This is a genomic window from Streptomyces sp. NRRL B-24572 (assembly GCF_002156145.1).
GTDB classification, from domain to species: domain Bacteria; phylum Actinomycetota; class Actinomycetes; order Streptomycetales; family Streptomycetaceae; genus Streptomyces; species Streptomyces vietnamensis.
Map to the genome: position 1 here is coordinate 1 of NZ_MWIG01000518.1, position 15,512 is coordinate 15,512.

Annotated in this window: 15 protein-coding genes; 8 read left to right on the top strand and 7 right to left on the bottom strand. The window is 71.4% G+C overall.

Features of this window, described 5'->3' with window-relative positions:
* From CCN56_RS28620 to CCN56_RS28635, 4 genes are all read left to right on the top strand, one after another.
* Positions 1 to 914 (top strand): carbohydrate ABC transporter permease (locus CCN56_RS28620; protein ID WP_256962208.1); only part of this gene is annotated, 914 nt, incomplete at its 5' end.
* Positions 911 to 1,726 (top strand): carbohydrate ABC transporter permease, encoded by an 816-nt coding sequence (locus tag CCN56_RS28625; RefSeq protein ID WP_086830887.1) that lies wholly within the window; start codon positions 911 to 913, stop codon positions 1,724 to 1,726. The genes CCN56_RS28620 and CCN56_RS28625, both read left to right, overlap by 4 nt.
* 5 nt (positions 1,727 to 1,731) lie before the next feature.
* Complete coding sequence (locus CCN56_RS28630) at positions 1,732 to 3,630, top strand: glycoside hydrolase family 36 protein (protein ID WP_256962209.1); 1,899 nt, start codon at positions 1,732 to 1,734, stop codon at positions 3,628 to 3,630.
* A gap of 66 nt (positions 3,631 to 3,696) precedes the next feature.
* Positions 3,697 to 4,725 carry a LacI family DNA-binding transcriptional regulator gene (locus tag CCN56_RS28635; protein ID WP_086830888.1) on the top strand — a complete coding sequence of 343 codons (1,029 nt, stop codon included), beginning with the start codon at positions 3,697 to 3,699 and terminating at the stop codon, positions 4,723 to 4,725.
* 88 nt (positions 4,726 to 4,813) lie between these two features.
* Here CCN56_RS28635 and CCN56_RS28640 read toward each other — a convergent pair whose 3' ends face one another.
* Positions 4,814 to 5,566, bottom strand: coding sequence for a class I SAM-dependent methyltransferase (locus CCN56_RS28640; RefSeq protein ID WP_256962210.1), 753 nt, complete (start codon positions 5,564 to 5,566; stop codon positions 4,814 to 4,816).
* 253 nt (positions 5,567 to 5,819) lie between these two features.
* A complete protein-coding gene (locus CCN56_RS28645) occupies positions 5,820 to 6,083 on the bottom strand; it encodes a hypothetical protein (RefSeq protein WP_086830889.1) in 264 nt (87 codons plus the stop codon).
* 775 nt (positions 6,084 to 6,858) lie between these two features.
* Here CCN56_RS28645 and CCN56_RS28650 point away from each other — a divergent pair.
* Positions 6,859 to 7,314, top strand: coding sequence for a tellurite resistance TerB family protein (locus tag CCN56_RS28650; RefSeq protein WP_086830890.1), 456 nt, complete (start codon positions 6,859 to 6,861; stop codon positions 7,312 to 7,314).
* Between the two features lie 22 nt (positions 7,315 to 7,336).
* Positions 7,337 to 7,600, top strand: coding sequence for a GlsB/YeaQ/YmgE family stress response membrane protein (locus tag CCN56_RS28655; protein WP_086830891.1), 264 nt, complete (start codon positions 7,337 to 7,339; stop codon positions 7,598 to 7,600).
* A gap of 54 nt (positions 7,601 to 7,654) precedes the next feature.
* Here the strand turns inward: CCN56_RS28655 and CCN56_RS28660 are convergent, their stop codons facing one another.
* From CCN56_RS28660 to CCN56_RS28670, 3 genes are all read right to left on the bottom strand, one after another.
* On the bottom strand, positions 7,655 to 8,587 hold the full coding sequence (locus tag CCN56_RS28660) for a M56 family metallopeptidase (protein WP_086830892.1): 933 nt from the start codon (positions 8,585 to 8,587) through the stop codon (positions 7,655 to 7,657).
* Positions 8,588 to 8,592: 5 nt separating this feature from the next.
* Complete coding sequence (locus CCN56_RS28665) at positions 8,593 to 8,988, bottom strand: BlaI/MecI/CopY family transcriptional regulator (protein WP_086830893.1); 396 nt, start codon at positions 8,986 to 8,988, stop codon at positions 8,593 to 8,595.
* A gap of 152 nt (positions 8,989 to 9,140) precedes the next feature.
* Positions 9,141 to 9,386, bottom strand: a complete 246-nt coding sequence (locus CCN56_RS28670; RefSeq protein ID WP_086830894.1) for a twin-arginine translocase TatA/TatE family subunit — start codon at positions 9,384 to 9,386, stop codon at positions 9,141 to 9,143.
* A gap of 257 nt (positions 9,387 to 9,643) precedes the next feature.
* On the opposite strand from CCN56_RS28670, the gene CCN56_RS28675 reads away from it, so the two are divergent.
* Positions 9,644 to 11,518 carry a potassium transporter TrkA gene (locus CCN56_RS28675; RefSeq protein ID WP_256962212.1) on the top strand — a complete coding sequence of 625 codons (1,875 nt, stop codon included), beginning with the start codon at positions 9,644 to 9,646 and terminating at the stop codon, positions 11,516 to 11,518.
* A 312-nt stretch (positions 11,519 to 11,830) separates the two neighbouring features.
* Here the strand turns inward: CCN56_RS28675 and CCN56_RS28685 are convergent, their stop codons facing one another.
* A complete protein-coding gene (locus CCN56_RS28685) occupies positions 11,831 to 13,264 on the bottom strand; it encodes an MFS transporter (RefSeq protein WP_086830897.1) in 1,434 nt (477 codons plus the stop codon).
* A gap of 206 nt (positions 13,265 to 13,470) precedes the next feature.
* The gene (locus tag CCN56_RS28690) at positions 13,471 to 13,830 is read right to left on the bottom strand and encodes a metalloregulator ArsR/SmtB family transcription factor (protein ID WP_086830901.1); all 360 of its coding nucleotides are present in this window, start codon (positions 13,828 to 13,830) and stop codon (positions 13,471 to 13,473) included.
* Between the two features lie 769 nt (positions 13,831 to 14,599).
* Here CCN56_RS28690 and CCN56_RS28695 point away from each other — a divergent pair.
* The coding region (locus CCN56_RS28695) for a serine/threonine-protein kinase (RefSeq protein ID WP_143664652.1) at positions 14,600 to 15,512 on the top strand (913 nt) is incomplete at its 3' end.

Here is a 15,512-nt window from a genome sequence, read left to right on the forward strand (position 1 = left end):
CCGGTCGCGGCGTCCGTGGGCCCGCAGGCCGCCCCGCCCGACCGGTCCGGCGACGGCTGCTGACCCGTGACTCCTTCCCGTACCTGCTGATCGCGCCCGCCGTCCTGGGCTTCGCCGTCTTCAAGGCGTACCCCATCGCCGCCTCGTTCTGGATCAGCCTCACCACCGGCAACGGCGAGAGCGAGCGGTTCGCCGGACTCGCCAATTACCGGCGCCTCCTGTCGGACCCGCTGTTCTGGACCGCGCTCAGGAACACCGCGCTCATCCTGGTCGTCCAGGTGCCGCTGATGCTCGGCCTCGCCCTGCTCGTCGCGCTCGGCCTCAACTCCACCAAGGTCCGGCTGCGTCCGCTCTGGCGACTCGGCGTCTTCGTCCCGTCCCTGACCGGTCTGGTCGCCGCCGGCGTGATGTTCTCCGTCATCCTCAACCGTGACGCCGGACTGCTGAACTGGGTGCTCTCGCTCGTCGGCGTCGATCCGGTGAACTGGCTCGGCAGCCCCTTCTGGGCCCGCGTCGGCGTCGTCCTCGTCATCACCTGGCACTACACCGGCTACAACGCGGTGATGTACCTCGCCGGACTCCAGGGAATCCCCAGGGAGTTGTACGAGGCCGCCATGGTCGACGGCGCGGGTCCGGTCCGCCGCTTCCTCTCCATCACCCTGCCCCAGCTGCGGCCGATCCTCCTCCTCACCGTGGTGCTCTCCACCATCGGCACCCTCCAGCTCTTCGACGAGCCGTACGTCCTCACCGGAGGCGGCCCCGACAACTCCACCCTCACGGTCACCATGTACCTCTACAACAACGGCTTCAAGTACTTCGACTTCGGCTACGCCTCGGCCCTCGCCTACGCCCTCGCGCTGATCGTCTCCGTCCTCGGCGTCCTCCAGGTCCGTCTGATGGGAGAGCGCCGATGAAGACGCACGGCCCCCTGCTCACACTGTTGCTCGCAGGTGCCTTCGGGCTCTGTGTCGGTCCGTTCTACTGGCTCGCCATGGCCGCCACCCAGGACGACAAGGACGTGTTCTCCTGGCCGCCGAAGCTGCTGCCCGGAGGCCACCTCCTGGACAACCTCCAAGGGCTCCAGGAGTCCGTCGGCCTCGCCCGCGTCCTCCTCAACACCGTCGTGGTGGCGGGCGTCCAGACCGTCGGGGCCGTCGTCGTCTCGGTCCTGGCCGGCTACGCCTTCGCCAAGTTCGACTTCCGCGGACGCAACCTGTTCTTCGCCCTGCTGCTCAGCACCCTGGTCATCCCCGACACGGTGATGCTGATCCCGATCTTCCAGATGATGATGGAACTGGGCCTGATCGACACCTATCAGTCCGTCATCCTGCCCGGCCTGGTCACCCCGTTCGGCATCTTCCTGATGCGGCAGGCGCTGCGGTCCATGCCCGACGAACTCCTGGACGCGGCCCGCGTCGACGGCGCCGGTGAACTGCGGGTGCTGTGGCGGATCGTCATCCCGGTCAACCGGCCGATCATCGCCGCCCTCGCCCTGTTCGTCTTCCTGGGCGGCTGGAACCAGTTCGTCTGGCCGCTGATCGCGCTGCGCAGCCCCGAGATGTTCACGCTCCCCGTGGCCACGGCCACCCTCCAGGGCCTCTCGACCACCAACTACGGGCAGCTGCTGCTGGCCAGCGCCATCGCCGCCATCCCCGTGATGGCCCTCTTCCTCGTCCTGCAACGCCAGTTCATCTCCGGCCTGCTGGCCGGGGCCACCAAGGAGTGACCACCGTGACCACCACACCGGACCCCACCGCAGCGGAGACCACCGCGCTGGACCCCACCGCGCCGGATTCCACCGCCGTGCTGCCCGTCCCGGCCTGGCGCCCCAACGCTCCCGCGGAGAGCACCCCCGGCACCGTCGCCCACCGGCAGCTCCCCACCGGCCTGCTCCACCCCACCGGAGCCCCGCTCACCGTCCACCTCACCGGGCTCGGCAGCGACCGGTGGGAGGCGACCGCCACCCGGCTCGGCGACGGCGTCGCGCTCATCGAGGTCAGGGCGACGGACGCGGTCACCCTCCGCGCCGAATGGCGCGTCCCCTGCGTCGGAGCCACCGCCTACTGGACCCCGGACACCAACGCCTCCCGCTGGCTTCCGCCGTCCTGGATCGCCCCCCGCACCGTCTCGCTCGCCCTGGGCGCCCCCGTCGCCAGCCTGGTCGGCACCGACGACCGCGCCCTGTGCACCGCCGCGGCGGGCGAGACGACCGCCCCCGTACGCGTCGGCGCCGGCGTGGTGGAGGAGAGCGGCGAGTTCGCCTTCACCGTCGAGCAGGAACTCGTCCCGGGCGGACCGCCGTTGCGTGTACGGATCGACCTCAGCGGCCGGCACTTCGCCGCCACCCTGCGGGCCGTCACCGACTGGTGGGCCGAGGGCACGGACCACCCCGGCATCGCCCCCGCCGCGCGCATGCCCGCCTACTCCACCTGGTACAGCCTCCACCAGAACGTCGACGCCGCCACCGTCGAACACCAGGCGGCCCTGGCCGCGGCCGTCGGCTGCGAGAGCGTCATCGTCGACGACGGCTGGCAGACCTCAGACCGTACGCGCGGCTACGGGCACTGCGGTGACTGGGAGCCCAACCCGAAGGCCTTCCCCGACCCCGCGGCCCACGTCGCCGAGGTCCATCGCCTCGGCCCCGCCTACCTCCTCTGGTACGCGCTGCCGTTCATCGGCCGCCACAACGAGGCCTGGGACCGCTTCAAGGGACTGATCCTCCGCGAGGAACCCCACCTGGACGCGGCCGTGCTCGACCCCCGCCATCCCGAGGTCCGCGCCCACCTGATCGACAAGGTGTCCCGCGCCGTCGAGGACTGGGGCATGGACGGCGTGAAGCTCGACTTCATCGACCGCTTCGCCGTCACCGACCCCCCGCCCGCCCCGGCCGGCGCCGACCACGCCACCGTCCACGACGGCGTACGCCGGCTGGTCGCCGACCTGGACGCCCGGCTGCGCCGCACCCGGCCCGACGTGATCGTCGAACACCGTCAGCCGTACGTCAGCCCCGGCCTCTGGCCGTACGCCACCATGGTCCGTGCCACCGACTGCCCGCTCAGCCCCGCGGAGAACCGCCAGCGCACCGTGGACTGCCGGCTCACCGCGGGCCCGCTCGCCGTCCACGCCGACATGATCATGTGGCATCCCGCCGAGACGCCCGAGTCGGTGGCCGTCCACCTCGTCAACGCCCTGTTCTCGGTCCCGCAGATCTCCGTCGACCTCGGCGCCCAGACACCCGACCAACTCGCCACCCTGCGCTTCTGGCTCGGCGTCTTCCGCCGGTACGCCGAGGTCCTTCAGCTGGGTGCCCTGGAACCCGCGCGTCCCGACCTCGGATACCCCCTGGTTCGCGCCCACGACCACCGCACCACGGTGGTCGCCCGCTACGCGCCGCTGCCCGTCGCCCTCCCGGAACGGGACGACACGGACATCCCGCAGGTCCTTCTCGTCGCCAACGCCGACAGCGACCCCGTGGTGCTCCTCACGGCCACCCGGCCGGAACGGGCCCTCGCCCTCGTCCAGGACTGCCGTGGTGAGATCCTGTCCGAGACCGTGCTCGACCTCGTCGCCGGGGTGAACCCGGTGACCGTACCGACCGGCGGACTCCTCACCCTGACCCGCGAGGTCTGAACGACGGCGGGCCGGGGGCGGCCGTTCGCCGCCCGCAGTCCGCCGCCCCCTGCCCACAGAGGAACGATGACCGCTCGACAGGTGACCATCGAGGACGTCGCACGTCTGGCGGGAGTCTCCCGCCAGACCGTCTCGAACGCCCTCAACGCCCCCCACCGGCTGCGCGCGAGCACACTCGCCCGGGTCACCGCCGCCATCGAGGAGCTCGGCTACCAGCCCGATCAGTCCGCTCGCAGTCTGCGCACCGGCACCCGCAAGGTCATCGGCTATCCCGCACCCGCCGACAATCCCGCCGACCCCAACCCCCTGATGGGCGGCTTCCTCCAGGCGCTCGTCAGCGCCGCCGACGCCGTGGGCCACCGCGTCCTGCTGTTCCGCTGCGACCCCCAGCAGGGCGCCCGGGCGGTCGCCAAGTCGCTGAACGGGCTGATCGCCGCCCGCCAGGTCGACGGGTTCGTCCTCTCCGACGTCATCCACGACGACCCCCGGGTCGACGCGCTCACCGAGGCCGGATTCCCGTTCGTCGCCTTCGGCCGCACGGCTCCCGGCCGCCCGCAGAACTGGGTGGACATCGACTCCGCCGCCGCCACCGCCGAGCTGGTCCGCCTCCTGCTCGGACAGGGTCACCGCCGGATCTGTTACGTCAACTCCGCCGCCTCCCTGCCCTGGCTCGCCGACCGCAGGGCCGGCCTGCTCCAGGCCGCTGCGGGCGCCCCCGACGGCGCCTTCGAGGTCGGCGTCCCCGACGACGACCCGGCCGCGCTCGCCCACGCGGTCCAGCGTCTGCTGGTCGGACCCGACCGCCCGACCGCCCTGGTCTGCGCGAGTGACTGGCTCGCCCTGACCGCCTACCAGGCCGTCCGCGCGGCCGGTCTCACCGTCGGCACCGACGTCGCCGTCACCGGCTTCAACGACATGCCGCTCTGTACGCTGCTCCAGCCCGCCCTCACCAGCGTGCGCCTGCCGCTCGCCGACATCGCCCACGCGCTCGTCGACCGACTGATCACCGTGGTCGAGGGCACCGCCACCGCACCGGCGACCGGACTCCTGCTTCCGGCGACGCCGGTCGTACGCGACAGCACGCCGGTCCGGTAGGCCCGCTGGGTGGCGTGCTCCTCCAGCACTCTGCCGCCGCGTCCGCGCCGAACCGCCCGACGGACAGGGCACCCGGACGGTCCCGGCTTCAGGCCCCCTTTCCGAAGACGAGGACTTCGGTGGAGGCGAAGCCCAGGGGGGCCGGGAAGCTGGCCTCCAGGGCGCAGCCGAGGGTCGCGAAGAGGTCCACGCACGTCTGGCGAGGCATGGCGGCCGGGTAGGAGCCGTGCCCCACCCCGCCCTTCGTCGCCCAGGCGCGCACAGTCGTCGGGTCCAGGCAGGTCTCCGTCATGACGTCGAAGACGATCCGGCCACCGGGTCGCGTGACGCGTGCCATCTCGAAGAAGTAGCGGGAGGCCTTGAGGAAGGTGACGGTATTGAAGACCTTGTGGGCCTGGACGAGGTCGACGCTCCCGTCGGGCGTGGGGGCGAGGCTGCTGCCTGACGTCGCCCGGGCGACCACCTTGAACGTGTCCACGAGGTAGTCGGCCCAGGGGGTCGCTGTCTCGTAGATCTCGTAGCGGCTCGGCGAGCACTCCTTCAGCGTCTTCTCCAGGTACCGGCCGGATCCGGGGCCGATCTCCAGCACCGTCTTCGGGTCGGCGGCGAAGACGCCGAGGGAGCGCAGTTCGTCGATGGTGGACTGGGTGGCGCCGGGCGTGCCGTTCATGACCTCGTCGAGGTAGTCGCCGACCGACAGGCCGGCCGACCGCGCGGCCCGCATGGTGGCCTCGAACGGGAGGAAGTCGTCCACTCCGCCCCGGTTGTCGATGCTGCGCACGATGTCGAAACCGGCGCGTCCCATGAGCCGCTTGAGGCCCGACTTCACTGCTGCCCTCATTCGGCATGACCTCCCAGGTCGTTTCCATGTGCGACGCGCGGAACCGCGGATCCGGGCGCGGGGCGGGACGGTGGATCAGCGACGAGGCGGGGGCCTATGTCGGGTGGTGGCGGGGCCGGGTACGGTTCCGCGCGTTTCGGTGAGGCGGCCGCGGCCGTCAGGGCAGGCACAGCAGACACTCCGGTGTCGGTGAGGGCACGCCGAAGTCACCGGCGTGCGTGAGGGCGGGATGGAGGGGAGTGCTGCCCGGGAGTCACGGGGCGCAGGGCTGAGCGCGATGGAGCAGGACCGAGAGCGCACGCGGTCGCGGCAGTGTGACGGCGGGCCGGGGCGCCGTTCGCGTCTTCGGCGGAGGCGCGTCCGCGCGGCGCGTGAGGAGGCGTACGGCGTACGGCAGGCGTGTCCACCAGCGGCGTGCGGTGCCGGCCGCCGCGTACGCGAGACGGGCGGGCAGATCTGCCGTGTTGCGGAGGAGGAGAATCAGGGCGTGCCCGACGAGGAGGTTCAACGCGGCCATGGCCAGGGGCTGATGGTGCCAGGCTGTCGGGAGCCGCAGGTGCCCGTCCAGCTGTGCCGCAGGGACGTCCGTCCTCGTCAGTGACAACCAGCCGGGCAGGAGTGCTTGCGCTGCGGTGAGGGCGAGAGTGCCTGCGCGGGGTGCTCCGGAACGGATGACCGGGTAGGCGCACGCGGCGAGACCCGATGCCGCGATTCCCAGAGCGGGCCAGGAGACGGCGGAGTCCGTCGTCGCGTGGTGGAGCCCCGCGGCGAGGGCGGCGCCGGTCAGGGCAAGGACGATCGCACAGGCGGCAGCGTCCCTTGCCGGCGTACGCCGAGCCGGGCGACAGTGATCGAATGCACGCGAGATCGGCATGACTCGAGCATCATGACTCAAGCACGCTCGGCTCTGAGGGCGAATGAGACTTTCCGGTCGCGTGGCACGCCACGCCACTACGACGTGCAGCTCCGTCGACCTTTCTTGGCCGAGGTTCGGTGCCTGTTGTACGAGGGCGAGGATGCTGGGATCCGCGACGGAACACGCCGGACGGCGACCTTGCCCGCGTGTGCTGATGATCCCGGAGGTTCCGAGGGCGGACAAGTGACGGCTGGGTGGCGAAGGCGATGAGGGGCCGGCCTTCCTTGCGCGATTCGGCGTCTCGTATCCGGGTACACGCGTACTGCCGTCCCTCACCCCTGGTAGTTTCTACATGGATGTAGAAGTAAGAGGATGCTTCGGGCAGGCTGTGATTCCGACACCTGCTCCGAACACCCCTGACTCGATGGAGTGGTCGATGGCCCTGTGGGACCGCATCAAGGAGTCCGCATCGACGATGCAGACTCAGCTGAACGCCAAGAAGAACGACCTCAAGTCCGGTGCCTTCCGTGACGCGAGCATGGCCATGTGCGCTCTCGTCGCCGCCGCCGACGGCACGATCGACCCCGCCGAGCGGCAGCGTGTCGCGCAGCTCATCGCCACGAACGAGGTGCTGCAGAACTTCGACGCGACGGATCTGCAGCGCCGCTTCGACGACAACCTCGACAAACTGACCGCCGACTTCGACTTCGGAAAGATCAGCGTTCTGCAGGAGATCGCCAAGACGAAGAAGAAGCCGGCCGAGGCCCGCGCGGTCGTCCAGATCGGCATCGTCATCGGCGGCGCCGACGGCGACTTCGACAAGACCGAGCAGGCCGTGGTGCGGGAGGCGTGCTTCACGCTCGACCTGCCGCCCCACGAATTCGACCTGTAGACCGAGCCGGAGGGAGACCGGTATGGAGATCTCGGGCGTGATCAGCGCCATCGTGATCGGAGTGATCATCGGCGCGCTGGGACGGCTTGTGCTGCCGGGACGCCAGCGAATCGGCGTGCTGTGGACGATCGCCGTCGGTATCGTCGCCGCCTTGGCCGGTGCCGCTATCGCCGGAGCCCTCGGTGTCGCCGACACGAAGGGCGTGGACTGGATCGAGTGGCTCATCCAGATCGCCCTCGCCGCCGTCGGCGTGGCGGCGCTGGAGCGTTTCAAGGCGCGCCACTGACGACGGGGAACGCCAGGGGGAGCGGTCATCACCGCTCTTCCGGCTCTCTCCCGACTACATGGGCGTGGCCGCGTGGAGGATCACCGCGAGTGTGATGGCGGAGTTCGCCGACGACAGCGCCGAAGCGGTGATCCCCGCCGCGGCCGCCCACGCCGCCAGGCTCACCTTGGTGAACACGGGCGACCAGATCCGCGCCGTGGGGGCCGGTCCCAGCAGAGCGGCCACGCGGCGCGGAACGGGCCCCGCCGGGGAGGCGAAATGCGCAAGGGCGGCCACGGGGGAGCCCTGCGAGATCAGCGCGGACTTGCCGATCGCCAGGGCCACGGTACGGCGATCGCCGACGGCGTTGGCCGCCTCTTCGTCGGCCCACCGCTCGGCCGTGAACACGACCGCGGTCTGCAGCGGGCGCAGGACGGGGTTCGCGCGGGCGGCCAGCCGTACGACGAGGAGGAACCGGTGGTGGCGGGCCGCCAGGTGGGCGCGCTCATGAGCGAACAGTGCCCGCCGCTCCGGGGAGCTGAGCCCGGCGAGCATCCCGGTGGTGACGACGACGCGGTCGCGGTGCCCGGGCAGGGCGTACGCGTACGGCGTCGGATCGGGTAGCACGGCCACGGACGTCGGCGGCAGGCCGGAGAGGGCGCGCTCGGCCCGCCTGCGCACCCTCCGATGGCGCCACGCCGTCCTCGTGCAGGCGACGAGCACGGCGAACAGGGCCGGGATCGCGACCCTGCCGGCCACCTCGTCGTACGGGACGGCCTCGCGTACCTCCTGGTCGGACCAGCCGTCGGGCAAGGGGTTGCCGGGCAGTTGGGCCGTGCCCACCACCATGAGCAGGGCCAGACACAGCGTGCTGCACACCGCGAAGACCCCGGCGACGCCGGTCAGAAGCCACGTGGCGGTCCTGGGGTGCAGATGTCTCTCGGCCAGCCGCGCGATCGGCCATGCCGACAAGGGCAGTACCAGCGGAAGGAAGACGAAGACTCCCACGCGTGTCAGCTCTCTTCTGACGGCGGTTCTGACAGCAGCGTGCGCAACAGCTGCTCGTCGCTGGGCGACAAGGTGGTCACGAAGCTCGTGAGAACGGCCTCACGGTTCTGTTCGGCGTCCAGGACCCTGCGCATCCGCAGCGCGGCGAGCCCGGCCTCGTCGGCCAGAGCCGTCCACTCGAAAGACCGCCCCACCCGCTCACGGACGACGGCACCCTTGGCGTGGAGGCGGGTGAGGATCGTGATCACCGTCGTGTACGCGAGATCGCCCCCCAGTCGCTCTTGGACCTGGCCGGCCGTCAGCGCTCCGGAACTCCCGCGCAGGACGGCGAGCACCTGCGTCTCGAGCTGCCCCTGACCGCGCCTGCGTCCGGACTGCCGCCCTCCGCCCTGGTCCGCCATGCCGTCGACCTCCTGCCTCGATTCCCCGCCTGCCGTTACGGGGCGGCCCATCGTACCGGCGCGTCACGCACCGGCCGACCGCCGTTCTCCTGGCGTCCGTCCGGCGGTACGCCCCGACGCCGAGAACGATGCGGGCACCCGGAGGGTGGGAGTCACGGGCGCGGTGAGCGGTGGGCCCCGCCGGGCTCGGAGGTGTCGCCCCGGCGCGCCGAGGGCCGGCTGACCTGGTACGTGGCCCGGGGTTCGGCAGCGTGACCGTCACCCTTCATCGCCTTGGTCTCGCTCTTGAGGATGCGGGCGGCCTTGCCCGCGTTGCGGGCCAGCTCGGGCAACTTCTTGGCGCCGAGCAGCACGATGACGACGATGAGGAGGATCGCGATCTCGCTGATGCCGAACATGTCTCTCCCGTTCAAGAGGGCGGGTCCGGCCTTCAATCTACAGTGGCGTAGAGAATGGTGGGAGTGCGGGAAGCCGACAAGGGGCCGGCTCCGGAGTCGACTTGGCCCTCGTCGTCGACGCGCGCCCGGGCCCACGGCAGTCGTCGGCCCGTGCCGCCTCCGAGGTCTGAAAGAATGATCAACCGCGCCGGGTCGGAGCCACGGGAACGGCCTGTGCCGCACGAAGACGACGGATGACGCGGGGCGGGGGACGATCGGTGGCGCGCGGCAGGCTGCGGACCCGGTTTCGGTACTGGTTCGACGGGACGATGGACCGGGGAACACCGGCGCTGATCAGCTGGCTGGCGCTGGCCTCGGTGCTGCTCATCGCGCTCGCCTCGACCCTGGTCGTGCTGTTCACCGACACGGACGCCGAGGACAACGGCGGCTGGTTCGGCGTGGCGTGGATGAGTCTGCTGCGCACGCTCGACGCCGGCACCATGGGCGGGGACACCGGAAGTCCGGTCTTCCTGGGCCTCATGCTGGCGGTGACCATCGGCGGCATCTTCCTCGTCAGCGCCCTGATCGGTGTCCTGACCACCGGCCTCAACCAGAAGATCCACGAGCTCCGCAAAGGCCGGTCGCAGCTCATGGAACGCGGTCACACCATCATCCTCGGCTGGTCCGACCAGGTCTTCACGGTCGTCTCGGAGCTCGTGGAGGCGAACCAGAGCGAACGGCGCTCGTGCGTCGTGGTCCTCGCGGATCGCGACAAGGTGTTCATGGAGGACGCCATCCGGGCCCGGATCCCGGACACCGGCAGCACCCGCGTCATCTGCCGCTCCGGCAACCCGCTCGTCCGGACCGACCTGGAGCTGGTCAGCCCGGACACGGCCAAGTCGGTCATGGTGTTGCCCTCGGCCGGCGAGGACAAGGACGTCGAGGTCATCAAGGTCCTCCTGCTGCTGAACAGCCGGCCGTGGCGGGGCGCACGGCCGGACATCGTCGCCGCCGTGCACGACTCGGACAACATCGCCGCGGCCCGCCTGGCCGCGGGCGAGGGCGCGTTGGTCATCGACGCCGAGGACATCGCCGTACGCCTCATCGCGCAGGCGCACCGCCAGACCGGCCTGTCGGGCGTCTTCAACGAACTGCTCAGCTTCGTCGGCAACGAGTTCTACCTCCGCGAGGAGCCCGCCCTCGTCGGGACCACCTACGGGACGGCGCTGCACGCCTACGATGTCGGCGCTCCGGCCGGACTGCGACGGGCGGACGGCGCGGTACTCGTCAACCCGCCCATGGACACGCTCATCGGCCGGGGCGACCAACTGCTCGTGATCGCGCAGGACGACCTGCTCATCCGGCTCGCCCGGACCCCTCCCCGGATCGTCGAATCGGCCATCACCTCGGCCCCGGCCGAGCCGCCGCAGCTCGACCGCACCCTCCTCATCGGCGAGAACTCCCGCACGAGCAAGCTGGTCACGCTCCTCGACAGCTTCGTCCGGCCCGGCTCGACCCTGGACGTCGCCGCGCCCCGCCGCCCGGACAGTGCGCTGGAGCAACAGACGGTGAACCTCACCGTGGGCTACAAGCACTGCGAACCGACCCGCAGGTCCTCGCTGGAGACCCTGGACCTGGGCGCCTACCAGCACATCGTCGTGCTCTCCGACGACACGATCGCACCCGGCCCGGCCGACGACCGGACGCTCGTGACCCTGCTCCACCTGCGGGACATCGAAGTGCGGCTCGGCGACCCGTACTCGATCGTCACGGAGATGAACGACGACGCCAACCGCGAGGTCGCCCAGGTGACCAAGGCCGACGACTTCATCGTCAGCACCAAGGTGATCAGCCTGCTCCTGACCCAGCTGAGCGAGAACCGCGACCTGTACGACGTCTTCACCGATCTCTTCAACCCGGAGGGCTCGGAGATCTACCTCAAGCCGGCATCGGACTACGTCGTCCTCGGCGCGGAGGCCAACTTCGCCACCGTCGTCGAGGCGGCCCGTCGGGAGGGCGAGACCGCGATCGGCTACCGCCTCGCCCGACACGGCGAGGTCCCGCCCAACTACGGGATCTTCCTCAATCCGTCGAAGACCGCCTCCCTGACCCTCGGGCCCGCGGATGCGATCGTCGTCCTCGCGGAGGGCTAGGACTCCCGCCGGGCCCCACACGCCGCCGTCGGCCACGATCACCGCGAACACCGCGGCCCCGACCCCGATGGTCGCCCTCACCCGCGCCCTGCTGCGGCTGCTGAGAGTCGAGCCGAAGGGTGAGGTCAGCTCCGTGTTCACGGACGACGAGCTCGAGCGGACCGTGGCCCGCGCAGGCCTCTCCCGCTTCCCGCTTCCCCGTTCTCGGCCCCGTCGGCGCCGACACGGTCTCCCACGCCGTCGAGCAGCTTCGTCGCCGCCGTGCTTCTTCGGCGCTGGTACGGGATGGGGGAGGAGCCGTGACGGGACTGGTCAGTCTCGACGGCCTGCTGGTCCGGCTGACGGGTCCGCAGACGGCGTCCTGATCGACGCCGTCCGTCTGCCGGCCGCGTATGACGCCGCGGACCGCTCCCGTACGGGTGTGTGCGCAGGCCACCGGTGGTGAAGGGCGTCGATGTGGAAGGTGTGGCGGTGACTGCGGCCGGGGACATCGGCGAGGTGAGGGTGGTCGCCGGGTAGATCGGGGTGAAAGTGCGTCAGCTCCGCGGGGTCGGTGCGCGGCCACAGGCGTACGGCGACCGCGGCGGCGGCGAGGGCGATGGCGGTGAGCACGGCGGCCGACACCGCCAGGCCGGCCCGGGCGGCGAGCCAGCCGGCCAGCGGGTAGGTGACGAGCCAGCAGGCGTGCGTGAGGGAGAACTGGGCGGCGAAGGCCGCGGGCAGATCCGGTGCCGCCGCCGAGCGGCGCAGCAGCCGTCCACCGGGGGTGAGGATCGCGGAGGTCGCGGCCCCGATGATCAGCCAGGCGGCCAGCAGGAGCGGCCACGACAGAACGCCTCCGCCGAGAACGGTCGCCAGCAGTGCGAGCGCTCCGGTCATGGCGAAGGCGGCGGGCAGCATCAGAGTCCGGTCACCCAGACGCCCGAGGACCCGCGGCAGCAGCAGCGCGACGATCATCGAGCCGGCCCCGTACGCCCCCAGCGCGAGCGACACGTCACCGGCCGAGCGGTCGAGGGTGTCCCTCACCAGGACGACCGTGTTGACCAGCACCATGGCGCCGACGGCCGCGACCACGAAGTCGAGCGCGAGCAGGGCCCGCAGGCGCGGGGTGGCGAGGAAGAGGCGGGTCCCGAAGGCGGCCTTCGCGTAGACGCCGCCAGTGCGTTCGACCGGCCGGGGCTTGGGCAGCAGGACGGAGACGACCAGGACCCCGGAGGCCACGAAGCCGGCGGCCGTGCCGGTGAAGAGCCAGTTGTACGCGACGAGCGAGAGCAGCGCGGCGGCCAGTGCGGGGCTGAAGAGGCTTTCCAGGTCGTAGGCGAGCCGGGAGAGCGACAGGGCGTGGGTGTAGTCGTCCTCGTCGGGCACTACCTCGGGGATGGTCGCCTGGAACGTGGGGGTGAATACGGCGGACGCGCCTTGGAGCAGGAAGATCAGGATGTAGACCTGCCACACGTCGGTGACGAACGGCAGGGTCAGGGCGACGCCGGCACGGACGAGGTCCATGGTGACGAGCAGTGCCCGCCGGGGTATCCGGTCGGCGAAGGCGCTGATCAGCGGGGCCATGCCGACGTACGCGACCATCTTGATGGCCAGGGCGGTGCCGAGCACGGCCGAGGCGCTCCCACCGGCGAGGTCGTACGCGAGCAGGCTCAGGGCCACGGTCGCCAGACCGGTGCCCACGAGGGCGACGACCTGGGCGGTGAACAGGTGGCGATAGGTGCGGTTCCTCAGGACGGACAGCACGCGGGCATCCCTCGGTCGGCAGCAGGTGATTCCAGCGTAGCCGACGCGTGCATATGTGCGCACCTATTGATTCAGGGGGTCCGGCGCGGAGAGCGCCGACCGTGTCCTCGCCGCGCTGCGAGCACGGTGGTGGCGGGCGAGCCGGGTCGCCGCCCTGGTCGTCGACGTCTACCTGTACCGAAGCCCTGACAACCCGCGGCCGGGCCTCAGTCGTGCCAGGGTTCGCCGCTCACCTGGTGGTCGGCGTGGCTGATCGCCTCGACGACCAGGCGCTTGAGGTGGCCGTCCGGCAGCGAGTAGACCACGCGACGGCCTTCCTTGCGCGACTCGACGAGGCCGCCGAGCCGGAGCTTCGCCAGATGCTGGCTGACCGCGGGCCGGGCGGCGCCGACCGCCTCGGCGAGCGCGGTCACGTCCGACTCCCCGCGGGCCAGCAGCCACACCAGATGCAGCCGGGTCGCGTCGGCGAGCAGCGCGAAGACCCCTGCAGCCGCCAGAAGCTCGCGAGAGCCCGGTGTGTGCTGATGCGCAGCAGTAGCAGCTGGAGAGACGTCGCGTGAGGACATGCAGGCATCGTAGGCGCACCTCGCAGGCGGCATCGCGAGGAATGGCGCCCGGAGTCCGTCCCGCATCGGCGGTCGGAGGGCTCGGAACGCCGGCTCCAGGAGCCGCGCGTTCGGAGGCTCCCGCAGTGTGACGAGAGCGCCCCGCCGTCACCGCCTGTCACCCCGGGGGCGCCTGTGGTTCCGCCCGTGAGATCGCCAACGCGACTTCCGTGTCGTGGTGGAACTTCATCGCCCGCACGGACGAGGAGATCCGCCAGAGGGGAGGACCGGATGAACGGCGGCCGCTTCGGTGAGGCGCAGGGCTGCCCCGGTGCCCCGCTGCCCGCCCTGGAACTCCCCACGACTCCGCTCGAAAACCAGCGCAACCCGCGCTGACCGGGGTTTTCTCCCCTGGCCGATCGGGGAGTGGGCGGACGCCCGGCCCTCCCTGCGGCTGTCGGCGCGACTGTGCGAGGGGGTGCATATCGCGGTCCCTGTACGGCCCGGATCTTGTCGGCGCGGAGCGGGCGACCAACCGGCTGAAGAACCTCCACGCCGTCACGACCGGGCACGAGAAGCGCGATTGCGCCTTCCCCGGGACCGGCTCTCGCAGCAGCGACGGGCGCTCGGCGCGGCCTGCCGCCCGGTCCTCGACACGAGCGCTCGCAGCGCGTCGAGGCGCTGTCCGGCGCGTACGGGACGGCCCGGTAGCCGCCTTGCCGCGCCCGAGCCGGGTGGCGGGCCGGGCCCGCTCCGGCCTCTCACCCGAAACCGCCTACGATGGCCGCCCATGAGCACGAATGACGACCGAAGACCCCTGGTCGACGGACGCTTCCGACTGATCTCCCGACTCGGCAGCGGTGGCATGGGCACCGTCTGGCGCGCCCGCGACATCGCCCTCGACCGCGACGTCGCCCTCAAGGAGGTCCGCCCGCCCGACCCCGCCGTCGAGGACGCGAACCCCGGATTCGCCGCGCAGCTGCGCGAACGCGCCGTCCGCGAAGCCCGCGCCCTGGCCCGGCTGTCGAACCCGCACGTCGTGACGATCCACCACATCATCGAGCCGCAGGACGGCTCGCACCCGTGGATCGTGATGGAGCTCGTCGAGGGCAGCTCCGTGTACGACCGGCTCGCCGCGGGCCCGATGCCCGTCCCCGAGGTGCTCGCCCTCGGCCGCCAGGTCCTCTCCGCACTGCGCGCCGCGCACACCGCCGGCATCCAGCACCGCGACGTCAAACCCGCCAACGTCCTGCTCCGCCACGACGGCGGGGCCGTGCTCACCGACTTCGGCATCGCCGCGTTCGACGGCGCCACCTCCCGGCTCACTTCCACGGGCGACCTGATCGGCTCGCCGGAGTTCATCGCCCCCGAGCGGGTCCGCGGCGAGGAGGGCAACCCGGCCTCCGACTTGTGGTCGCTCGGCATGCTCCTGTACGTGGCGGCCGAGGGCCACCACCCGCTGCGCCGCGCCACCGGCCTCGCGACCGTGGTCGCGGTGCTCGACGACCCGATCCCCGCGCCGGTGCGGTCCGGCGCGCTGGGTCCCGTACTGACCCGGCTCCTCGTCCGCGATCCGGCGCAGCGGCCGGACGGGGCGCTCCTTGACCGGCTGTTGGCGGAGGCTGAGGGCGGCGCGGCCGCGGCTCCTGCTCCCGCCGCTGTTCCCGCCGTTCCTTCTGCGCCCGCTGCCGTCCCCGCCGCCC